At 69.3% G+C, this 10,594-nt stretch carries 9 protein-coding genes; 5 read left to right on the forward strand and 4 right to left on the reverse strand.

The window, feature by feature from the left end; translation table 11 throughout:
• Both pyrE and V6M46_RS11990 read right to left on the reverse strand, forming a co-directional pair.
• The coding region (gene pyrE, locus V6M46_RS11985) for an orotate phosphoribosyltransferase (RefSeq protein WP_332665265.1) at positions 1–602 on the reverse strand (602 nt) is incomplete at its 3' end.
• A 34-nt stretch (positions 603–636) separates the two neighbouring features.
• On the reverse strand, positions 637–1,314 hold the full coding sequence (locus V6M46_RS11990; RefSeq protein ID WP_332665266.1) for a class E sortase: 678 nt from the start codon (positions 1,312–1,314) through the stop codon (positions 637–639).
• A 143-nt stretch (positions 1,315–1,457) separates the two neighbouring features.
• Here V6M46_RS11990 and V6M46_RS11995 point away from each other — a divergent pair, with 143 nt between their 5' ends.
• The gene (locus V6M46_RS11995) at positions 1,458–2,738 is read left to right on the forward strand and encodes an FAD-binding oxidoreductase (RefSeq protein ID WP_332665268.1); all 1,281 of its coding nucleotides are present in this window, start codon (positions 1,458–1,460) and stop codon (positions 2,736–2,738) included.
• Positions 2,739–2,747: 9 nt separating this feature from the next.
• Here the strand turns inward: V6M46_RS11995 and V6M46_RS12000 are convergent, their stop codons facing one another.
• Complete coding sequence (locus V6M46_RS12000) at positions 2,748–4,091, reverse strand: 6-phospho-beta-glucosidase (RefSeq protein WP_332665270.1); 1,344 nt, start codon at positions 4,089–4,091, stop codon at positions 2,748–2,750.
• A 121-nt stretch (positions 4,092–4,212) separates the two neighbouring features.
• Between V6M46_RS12000 and V6M46_RS12005 the strand changes: the two genes are divergently transcribed.
• On the forward strand, positions 4,213–5,274 hold the full coding sequence (locus V6M46_RS12005; protein WP_332665273.1) for a carbohydrate kinase family protein: 1,062 nt from the start codon (positions 4,213–4,215) through the stop codon (positions 5,272–5,274).
• Between the two features lie 279 nt (positions 5,275–5,553).
• Here the strand turns inward: V6M46_RS12005 and V6M46_RS12010 are convergent, their stop codons facing one another.
• Entirely contained in the window at positions 5,554–6,717 is a 1,164-nt protein-coding gene (locus V6M46_RS12010; protein WP_332665275.1) for an MFS transporter, read from the reverse strand.
• Between the two features lie 124 nt (positions 6,718–6,841).
• On the opposite strand from V6M46_RS12010, the gene V6M46_RS12015 reads away from it, so the two are divergent.
• The 3 genes from V6M46_RS12015 (at position 6,842) to chvE (ending at position 10,556) form a co-directional block, all read left to right on the forward strand.
• Positions 6,842–7,978: a LacI family DNA-binding transcriptional regulator gene (locus tag V6M46_RS12015; RefSeq protein WP_332665277.1), complete on the forward strand. Its 1,137-nt coding sequence runs from the start codon at positions 6,842–6,844 to the stop codon at positions 7,976–7,978.
• On the forward strand, positions 7,891–9,375 hold the full coding sequence (gene araB / locus V6M46_RS12020; protein ID WP_332665283.1) for a ribulokinase: 1,485 nt from the start codon (positions 7,891–7,893) through the stop codon (positions 9,373–9,375). The genes V6M46_RS12015 and araB overlap by 88 nt, the downstream gene beginning before the upstream one ends.
• Positions 9,376–9,479: 104 nt before the next feature.
• Positions 9,480–10,556, forward strand: a complete 1,077-nt coding sequence (gene chvE, locus V6M46_RS12025; RefSeq protein ID WP_332665280.1) for a multiple monosaccharide ABC transporter substrate-binding protein — start codon at positions 9,480–9,482, stop codon at positions 10,554–10,556.
• The last annotated feature ends 38 nt before the right edge of the window (positions 10,557–10,594 follow it).

A 10,594-nucleotide genomic window follows, 5' to 3' on the forward strand; every position in this document is an offset into this window, starting at 1 on the left:
AGGTGCTCGGCGTGCCGGCCGGACTCCTCGACGTACTGGACGATCTGGCCGAAGTCGATGATCGAGACGACCGGGACGCCGAAGTCCCGCTCAACCTCCTGGATCGCGGACAGCTCGCCGGTGCCGCGCTCCTGACGATCGACCGCGACGATGACGCCCGCGACCTCGGCGCCCGCGCTGTCCACGATGTCCATGACCTCGCGGATCGCGGTGCCGGCGGTGATCACGTCGTCGACGATCAGCACCCGGCCCTCGAGCGGCGAGCCCACGATCAGGCCGCCCTCGCCGTGGTCCTTCGGCTCCTTGCGGTTGAAGCACCACGGCACGTCACGGCCGAGCTGCTCCGAGAGCTGGACCGCTGCCGCCGAGGCGATGGGGATGCCTTTGTAGGCCGGCCCGAGCAGGACGTCGAACTCGATGCCGCTCCGGTCGATCGCGGTGGCGTAGAAGCGGCCCAGGGCGGCGAGCCGCGCGCCCGTGTTGAACAGCCCGGCGTTGAAGAAGTACGGCGACGTACGGCCTGACTTCAGCGTGAACTCACCGAACCGGAGCACCTCGTGCTCGAGGGAGAACTCGATGAACTCGCGCTGGTAGCCATGCATGGGAGCAGCCTAAGGCGTGTCCCGCGGGCCGGAATCAGCCGTTGGTCGTGGTGGTGGCCGTCGGCTTGTCGTACGTCGAGACGAGCTCGCCGATCACGACGCTGCGGTTGTCGGTGTGGAACAGCTCGGAGCACGTCACCATCGTCAGGAGTCGCTCGGTCGGCTTCTGGTTGCGGCCGTCCGGATCCGGCACGCGCCACAGGGGCCACGGCGTGGAGAACGGGACGGTGATCGAGGTCCCGGAGTTGCGCAGCTCATACGTGTAGATCTTGCGCCGGGTCTCGACGACGACCTCGTCGCCCTTCTCGAGCTTGGGGAACTTGCTGAACGGCTCGCCGTGCGTGACGCGGTGGCCGGCTATCGCGAAGTTGCCGATCTCACCGGGCATCTCGCTCTCGGTGTCCCAGCCGACTCCACGGGCCAGCGCGCGCTTGTCGAAGCCCTTGACGATCGGCACCTCGTAGTCAGCGCCGAACCGCTCGACCCGCAGCATCGCGATCGCGTTGCCGTCGACACCCTTCTCCCACTGGATCTTGGTTTCCTTCTTGATCTCCGCCTGCTTCTGCTTCGCCACGATGTTGGTGCCGAAGTACTGCCACGCGAAGTAGCCGATCACGCCGAGGCCGGCGAGCAGGAAGATGACGCCGATTGCCGTCGCGATGCGTCGCCGGGGAGTGCGCGGCGGACGCTTGGAGGCAACGGTGGCGGACATGAGGCGATTGTGTCATCCCTCCCGGGGCCAGATCTCCCGGAGGCGAAAAATGTGGTCGTTGTGCCTGACCACCCTTGACCTCAAGCCTCCTTGAGGTTCTAGGGTCGTTTCAGACGACAGCCTGACACGGAGGTATGACCCGTATGACCATCGAGCACATCGCCATCCGGCCGGGCGACGCTGACTACGACGAGGCACGGACCACGCTCACGAGCACGGCCGAACCCACGGTCGTGCTGCGCCCGATGACGCCGGAGGACGTGGCCGCATCGCTCCGGCACGCCGCCACCGAGGGACTCCCGCTGGCCATCCGCAGCGGCGGGCACAACGCGCTGGGGTTCGGCAACATCGACGGCGGCGTCGTCCTCGACCTGTCCCGGCTCGACCAGGTCGAGGTGCTCGACGCGGGCCGGGTACGCATCGGCGCCGGCGCCACGTGGGGTCCGGCCGCCGCGGCTCTGGCCGAGCACGGGCTCGCGATCACCTCGGGCGACACCGTCTCGGTCGGCGTCGGCGGGCTGACCCAGGCCGGCGGGATCGGCTGGCTGGTCCGCAAGCACGGCCTGACGATCGACAACCTGCTGGCCGCCGAGGTCGTCACCGCCGCTGGCGATGTCGTACGCGCATCCGACACGGAGAACGCCGACCTGTTCTGGGCGCTGCGCGGCGGTGCGGGCAACTTCGGCGTGGTCACCGCGTTCGAGTTCCAGGCGCAGCCGGTCTCGGCCGTCCAGTTCGGCACGATCACGTTCGCGCTCGACGACGTGGCCCAGCTGGTGAAGGGGTGGGTCGCCGCGATGCGCGACGCGCCCGACGAGCTGACCACGACGCTTGTGCTGATGCCCGGGTTCGGCGACTTCCCGGCCGGCGCGATCCTCTACGTCTGCCTCGACGCCGAGGACACCGCGGCGCTCGAGCCGCTCCGCGCGATCGGCACCGTGGTCGCCGAGGATGTCAGCGAGCGGCCCTACACGGACGTGCTCGAGGAAGCGCACCCGCCGGAAGGCGTGCTCCCGGTCATCGGCAACACGCTGGTCGAGTCCGTCGACGAGCCGCTCATCGACGCGATCGCGACGGCGTACGCCGCGGGCGGCCGCGTGGTGTTCCTGCGCAGCCTCGGTGGCGCCTTCGGCCGGGTGGACCCCGCGGCGACCGCGTTCGCCCATCGCAACGCCGAGGCGCTGGTCGTGTCCGCCGCCTTCCTCTCGCCGGACTCGACCGAGGACCAGATCGCCGCGGCTCGCTCGGTGTGGCGCACGATCGGCGACCACGGCCTCGGCTCCTACGCAGGATTCCTCGGCTCCGACACCGCCGACGACATCGCCGCGCTCTGGCCGGGCGAGACGTGGGAGCGGCTGCGTCAGGTCAAGCGTGCGTGGGACCCCGAGAACACCTTCCGCCGCAACTTCAACGTCACTCCCTGACCGCGAACATCAGCCGAACACGCGCGCGAGGTCCGGCACCTCGTGCAGCTGGCGGTCGAAGATCCGACGCGCCGTGGTGACCGAGCCGACCAGAGGGTGCAGCGCCAGGGCCCGCACGGCGAGCTCGCGCGAGCCGGTCGTCGCGGCCTCGATCGCGGTGCGCTCGACCTCCTTGACCGCGGCCACGAGCGAGGCGGCGTGGGGGGCCAGCGGGTCGAGCGGCAGCGCCCTCGGACCGTTGGCGTCCACGACGCAGGGCACCTCGATCACCGCATCCGCCTCAAGGCCCGGCAGCGTGTGGCCGTTGCGCACGTTGAGGACGAGCGTCGCCCGTTCGTCGCGGGCGATCGCGTGCATCAGCTCGAGCGCCACCCGGTCGTAGCCGCCACCCTCGAGATCGTCCTCGTCCCGCTCGCCGGCGCCACTCACGTCGCGACTGTCGGCCATGTAGGTCTCCTCGCGATCGCGGCGCGTGCGCTCCCACGCCTCGTACGCATCGCCGGCTCGGCCGGACCCGGCGTAGAAGTCAGCCTGCTGGCGGAGCAGGAACTCGCCACGCGTCTCGTGCGCCGCCTCGATGCCGGCGATCGCATCCTTCGTGCAGTACCAGTACCAGAGGTACTCGTTCGGCACGGCGCCGATGCTCTGCAGCAAAGGTGCGCCGAACAGCCGACCCTCCTCGATCGTCACGAGCTTGTCGGAGTCCGCGAGCAGACCCGGCAGCACGTCGACGCCGTCGACCAGCACCCGCCGGAGCCAGCCGAGGTGGTTGAGGCCGGCGTAGTCGAACACGGCGCGCGACCGGTCGACGTCCAGCGCCCGGGCCACCCGCTTGAACAGCCCGACGGGCGAGTCACAGATCCCGACGACGCGGTCGCCCAGGACCTTGGCCATCGCCTCGGTGACCATCCCCGCCGGATTCGTGAAGTTGATGACGTACGCGTCGGGGGCGTGCTGCTTGACCGTGCGAGCGATCTCCATCGCGACCGGCACGGTCCTCAAGCCGTAACACACGCCGCCCGCGCCGGTCGTCTCCTGACCGAGGACCCCTTCGGCCAGGGCGGCGCGCTCGTCGCAGACCCGGCCCGCCAGGCCGCCGACCCGGATCGCCGAGAAGACGAAGTCGGCACCCTTCACGGCCGCGGTGAGATCGGTCTCGAGGCGCAGGGTGGGACCCGCGACTCCGGCCTTGGCCTCGAGCCTCGCCAGCACCTCGCCCACACGGCGCAGTCGAGCGGGATCCACGTCGTGCAGGACCAGCTCATGGACCCGTGAGTCCGAGTCGTCGCTCAGGAGCGCGCGATAGACCAGCGGCACGCGGAACCCGCCCCCGCCCAGCACAGTCAGTCGCATGCGATCAGCCCTCAGCTCTCGTCGACGTTCGTGTCGGTCGTTGTGGGTGCCAAAACCGCTCACCTGCGTGAGACTACGAATCAGCGTGGGATTGCGCACCCCCATGCATACAGAAGGGAACGTGTCGGTGGACACCGCGGAGCCCAGTGACGTCTTTGTCGCAGGACAAGTCTTCCTCGACATCATCTTCACCGGCATGCTCCGAGCGCCGTCGGGCGGGCACGAGATCTGGACCGACGGCATGGGCTCGAGCCCTGGAGGTGTCGCGAACCTCGCCGTCGCGTGCTCGCGGCTCGGCCTCTCGACCACGCTGTCGGCGGCATTCGGGTGCGATGCGTACGGCGACTACTGCTGGAAGGAGCTGTCGGAGTCCGAGAACATCGACCTCAGCCATTCGCGGCGGTTTGCCGAGTGGCACTCCCCCGTCACGGTATCGCTGGCCATCGACGACGACCGCGCCATGGTGACCCACGAGCACCCGCCTCCCGTCCCGGCGGAGGAGCTGCTGGGCGACGTACCCCTGACTCGCCTGGCCTTCGCGGACGTGGGCGTCGACCGCGCCTCCTGGGTCGACACGATGGTCGCGCGCGGGACGAAGATCTTCGCCGACGTCGGCTGGGACGCCACCGAGCGGTGGGACAGTGGCGAGCTGCGCGAGCGGCTGGCCGGGTGCCACGCCTTCGTGCCCAACGCTGCCGAGGCCATGGCCTACACCCGGACCGACAGCCCCGATGCCGCCATCGAGGAGCTGCGCGAATGGGTGCCGCTCGCCGTGGTGACTGCCGGCAGCCGTGGCGCGTTCGCGGCGGATGCCGCGACCGGCGAGGACGCCTGGGTCCCAGGCGTACCGGTCGAGGTACTGGATCCCACCGGAGCGGGCGACGTGTTCCTCGCCGGGCTGATGGCCGGCGAGCTCGCCGGTTGGTCGCTCCTGCATCGCTTGCGGTTCGCGAACCTCTGCGCCGCCTTGTCCGTACGAGGATTCGGCGGCGCACTCGCATCGCCCGGCTGGATCGACATCGCGCAATGGTGGGCCGCCGCCAGGTCGGATCGGCGCTTCGCCGAGGACTACGAGTTCCTCGACGATGCCCTCGCCGACAAGGCGCAACGTCCGGTCTCCCGGGCGGTCGCGACGATCGGCTTCGTCACGCCGGCGCCCAGACCCCCGACGGAGACGTCCTGACGCGCCGATCAGCAAAGATTTGTTCGAATATTTGTACAAACCCTCTACACGCTTGTCCGGCTGGCGTAGCATGATGTCTGCAGGGTCAATACGCGTACGCGCTGTTGGCGCCTGTTGTCGCCCCACCGTTTCACCCCCCGAGAACGGTGGGGCGACTTATGTGCGGCCGGACCCAGCGATGACGAGAGCCACGTCGAGTGGTGAGCCATCCGTCGCTCCCGCAAGAACCGCGACGAACGCCGGTGGGTCGCGGCCCGGGGACTCAGTCCCCACCCCGCCTCACACCGCATCCAGCCTCGAGACATCCGCGCTGCGGAACGACCGGGCGCACAGCAGGACGATCGGGATCAGCACCAGCGGGATGACGAACGCCCACCGCAGGTGATCCGCCGTTGCTGCCGCACCGATCAGCCCGCCGCCGAGGATCGCGCCGAGGTAGTTCGCGATGTTCATGCGCGCGATCGCGACATCGACCGCCTGCGCCGGAACCGCCCCTGCGAGCGCGGCGAACGACAGCGGAGCCAGGATTGCCAGGCCGAGACCGGTGACGAAGAACCCACCGATCGCCATGGCCGGCGAGGCCGCCGTCACCACGACCGCGAGGCCCATGACACCGACGGTCGTACCGACCGCGACCACCACTCTCGCGCCGACTCGCCGGACGACGAAGTCACCGCCGAATCTCGAGATCAGCGCACCGGCCTGGTACGCCCCATAGGCCAGCGGCGCGACGCTCGTCGACGAGTCGAGAGCGTCCTCGAGGTAGACGCTGCTCCACGTGAGGATGCCGGTGTCCGCCGCATAGAACAGCAGGACGACCAGCCCGAAGACGAGGATCGGCCGCCACGGCAGGTCGAGTCCCTGGGCCGACAGACCCGGATCGTGCTCCTTGGCCTCGATGAAGTGCGGTGCCGCGACCGCGACGGTGATCCACGTGACGGTCGCGATGACGAGGAGCGAGAGCGCCAGCGGCAGATCGACCTCGGCGGCTCCGGCGGCGAACAGCGCCCCCGCGATGCCGGCGATCGACCACATGCCGTGGAAGTTGGCCATGATGCTGCGGCCGTACGCATGCTGCACGCGTACGCCCTGCATGTTCATCCCGGCGTCGACCGCGCCGACGCCCAGCCCGTAGACGACGAACGCGGCGACGACCAGGGGCAAGGTCGGCGCGACGCCCACGAGCAGCGCTCCCAGCCCGATCGTGACCAGCGCCAGCCGGAACGCCGCGGCACTGGTCCGGCGCTCCGCGATGATCCCGGCGATGACGCTGCCGACGCCGGAGAGCACCGCGACCAGCACGAGGATCCCGGTCAGGCCGCCGTCGCCGATGTCGAACTTGTCCTTGATGCGCGGCGCCTGCGTGACGATCGCGGCGAACACGAGGCCCTGCAGGGAGAATCCGGCGGCCACCGCGACACGCGTACGCCTGAGGGTCGTCACGCCGACATCGTAGGGCCGCTGTGGGTCGCCGCCGTGGTGCAGCGGCGCCCCGAAGTCGAGCACCAACGGCCCAGATCCGCACGAATTGGAAAGTCACGGACCGGACACCGACTAGCATCTGCGCATGTCTCCGACGTCACAGGACGGTCCTCGGGTGCCGCGTATGTCGGACGTCGCGAAACGTGCCGGCGTCTCACACCAGACCGTCTCCCGGGTCATCAACGGGATGCCGGGCGTACGCCCGGAGACCCGCGACCGCGTGCTCCAGGCCGTCGAGGACCTGCACTACCGGCGCAACCTGGCCGCCCGGCTCCTCGCCTCCCGTCGCTCGCGGACGGTGGGAGTCGTGACCTGGGGAACCGAGCAGTTCGGACCCGCCAACGTCCTGCTGGCGCTCGAGGCGGCGGCGCGCGAGTCGGAGTACCGACTGGCAACCGTCAATGTCGAGGCCATGTCCCGAGAGGCGTTCCGCGCGGCCGTCACGGACCTCCAGGAGCGGGTCGTCGAGGCGATGGTCGTCATCGTTCCCCACGAGACGATCCTGCGAGAAGCCCACTCCCTCGACCTCGACATCCCGACGGTCGTCGTCGAGGGCGACATGTCCCGCACCCCCTTGACGGCGGGTTTCGACAACTTCGAGGGCGGGCGACTGGCGACCCGGCACCTGTTGTCGCTGGGACATGAGACCGTGATCCACCTGTCCGGACCCAACGGTTGGGCCGAGGCCCATGCCCGGCGCGACGGCTGGCGCGCCGAGCTGGAGAGCCAGGGCAGACGCATCCCCCCGCTGCGCTGGGGTGGCGACTGGAGCGCCGCGAGCGGCTACCGCACGGGAAAGTCGCTGGCCCGCGAGCGTGACGTGACGGCGGTCTTCGTCGGCAACGACCAGATGGCCCTGGGCCTGCTGCGCGCCCTGCGCGAGGCCGGCCGCAGGGTGCCCGAGGACGTCAGCGTGATCGGCTTCGACGACCTACCCGAAGCGGGCTACTTCCAGCCGCCGTTGACGACGATGCGCCAGGACTTCCCCAAGCTCGGCCAACGGGTCATGGAAGTCCTGTCGCGAGTCCTGGACGGCGAGAAGGAGCCGACCGTCGACCTCGTACCGACCACGCTCGTGGTCCGCGAATCGACCGCACGCTCCCCGACGGCACGCCGCTGGGCCCCGACTGGGCGCTGCAGGTCGCGGCCGACTATCTCGAGGTCCTCCAGGTCGCCATCCCGCAAGCCCTCGAGGACGCCGGCGTCGATCCCGCCGACGTGATCGGCATCGCGACGGACTTCACGGCGTGCACCATGGTGCCGACCACCGAGGACGGCACGCCACTCTCGGAGGTTCCCGGCCTCGCGAGCGAGCCCCACGCATACGTCAAGCTGTGGCGCCACCACGCTGCCCAGGGACAGGCCGATCGCCTCAACGAGCTGGCCCGCAAGCGCTCCGAGGTCTGGCTCGCTCGCTATGGCGGACTCATCTCCTCGGAGTGGGAGTTCGCCAAGGGTCTCCAGCTCCTCGAGGAGGCACCCGACGTGTACGCCCGCACGGCGCACTTCGTCGAGGCCGCCGACTGGATCGTGTGGCAGCTCTGCGGAACGCTGACCCGCAACGCCTGCAGCGCCGGCTACAAGGGCATCCTCCAGGACGGCACCTACCCCAGCCCCGACTTCCTCGCCGAGCTCCACCCCGGCTTCGCCGACTTCGTCACCGACAAGATCGACCGGCCTCTCGCAGCCCTCGGGGACCGCGTCGGCTCCCTGACCGAGCAGGCCGCGGCGCTGACCGGCCTGCCGGCCGGCATCGCGGTGGCGGCAGGCAACGTCGACGCCCACGTGACGGCTCCTGCGGCGCAGTCGATCGGACCCGGCCAGATGGTCCTGATCATGGGCACATCCACGTGCCACGTCATGAACAGCGACGTGCTCCGTGAGGTCCCCGGCATGTGCGGGGTCGTCGAGGGCGGCATCGCTCCTGGCCTGTGGGGCTACGAGGCCGGACAGAGCGGCGTCGGCGACATCTTCGAGTGGTTCACGACGCAGCAGGTGCCGGCGGAGACCAGGCAGGCGGCCGACGAGGCAGGGCTCACGGTGCACGAGCACCTCAGCCGCCTCGCCGCAGAGCAGGCCGTCGGTGAGCACGGACTGCTGGCCCTCGACTGGCACAGCGGCAACCGTTCGGTGCTCGTCGACCACGACCTGTCCGGGTTGGTCGTCGGCCTCACGCTGGCCACGCGTCCCGAGGACGTCTACCGCGCCCTGCTCGAGGCCACCGCCTTCGGCACCCGGCTCATCGTCGAGACGTTCGACGAGGCCGGAGTGCCGGTCCGCGAGATCGTCGTCGCCGGCGGCCTGAAGAAGAACACCCTGCTGATGCAGATCTATGCCGACGTCCTCAACCTCCCGCTCTCCACGATCGGCTCCGACCAGGGCCCGGCGCTCGGCTCGGCGATCCACGCAGCGGTCGCCGCCGGGGCATACTCCGACGTGCAGGCGGCGTCGGACGCGATGGGGCGGGTCGATCGGGCGAGCTACCGCCCCGATCCCGAACGCGCCGAGGCGTACGGCACCCTTTACGACGACTACCGCGCCCTGCACGACCACTTCGGTCGTGGCGGCGACGACGTCATGCACCGCCTCAAGGCACGCAGGCGTGAGGTACGGCGATGAACAACCCCACCGACTCGCGCAGGGGCTTTGACGTCTGCGCAAGGAAAGAAGAGGAACGGACAGGGACAGCCCCTGCAGTCCGAGCAACGATGAGGAGAAAATCAGTGCGGAAGATACTCGCAACAGTTGCCGGCGCCGCCATGGCGCTGAGCCTGACGGCGTGCGGCGACGACGCCGGCGGAAGCGGAGGCGGCGACAAGGGCACGATCGGCGTCGCGATGCCGACCAAGTCGTCGGAGCGCTGGATCGCTGACGGCAACAACATCAAGAAGCAGCTCGAGGACGCCGGCTACAAGGTCGACCTCCAGTACGCCGAGGACGACATCCCGACGCAGGTCTCGCAGGTCGAGAACATGGTGACCAAGGGCGAGAAGATGCTCGTCATCGCGGCGATCGACGGCACGGCGCTCGGCGACGTGCTGCAGAAGGCCGAGGACAGCGACATCCCGATCATCGCGTACGACCGCCTGATCCGTGAGTCCGAGGCTGTCGACTACTACACGACGTTCGACAACGAGAAGGTCGGCGAGCTTCAGGCGCAGTCCCTCGTCGACGGCCTGAAGGCCAAGGGCGAAGGCCCCTACAACGTCGAGCTGTTCGCCGGCTCGCCGGACGACAACAACGCGACGTTCTTCTGGAACGGTGCGATGAAGGTCCTGCAGCCGATGATCGACTCCGGCGACATGAAGGTCGTGTCGGGCCAGACCGACTTCAAGCAGGCCGCGATCCTGCGTTGGGACCCCGCCACGGCGCAGAAGCGCATGGAGGACATCCTGACGAAGAGCTACACCAACGAGACCGTTGACGGCGTCCTGTCGCCGTACGACGGACTGTCGCTCGGCATCATCGCGGCGCTCAAGGCCAACGGCTACAGCGGAAGCGGCAAGCCGCTGCCCGTCGTGACCGGTCAGGACGCCGAGGTCCAGTCGGTCAAGTCGATCCTGCAGGGTGAGCAGTACTCGACGATCTTCAAGGACACGCGCGAGCTGGCCAAGGTCACGGTCGCGATGATCAAGGCGATCGGCGCGGACAAGAAGCCCGAGGTCAACGACACCGAGACGTACGACAACGGCAAGAAGGTTGTCCCGTCCTACCTGCTGGACCCGGTGCCCGTCACCAAGGACAGCGTTCAGAAGGTCCTGGTCGACTCCGGCTACTACACGGACGCCGACCTCAAGTGATACGTGTGGGGCGCCCCTTCTGCGTAGGGGCGCCCCAC

It is taken from the genome of Aeromicrobium sp. (assembly GCF_036676885.1).
Taxonomy (GTDB): domain Bacteria; phylum Actinomycetota; class Actinomycetes; order Propionibacteriales; family Nocardioidaceae; genus Aeromicrobium.

Bases quoted from the DNA above. Each gene is read 5' to 3' on its own strand.
- V6M46_RS11990 (WP_332665266.1), bottom strand. From the start codon at position 1,314: ATGTCCGCCACCGTTGCCTCCAAGCGTCCGCCGCGCACTCCCCGGCGA.
- V6M46_RS11995 (WP_332665268.1), top strand. From the start codon at position 1,458: ATGACCATCGAGCACATCGCCATCCGGCCGGGCGACGCTGACTACGAC.
- V6M46_RS12000 (WP_332665270.1), bottom strand. From the start codon at position 4,091: ATGCGACTGACTGTGCTGGGCGGGGGCGGGTTCCGCGTGCCGCTGGTC.
- V6M46_RS12015 (WP_332665277.1), top strand. From the start codon at position 6,842: ATGTCTCCGACGTCACAGGACGGTCCTCGGGTGCCGCGTATGTCGGAC.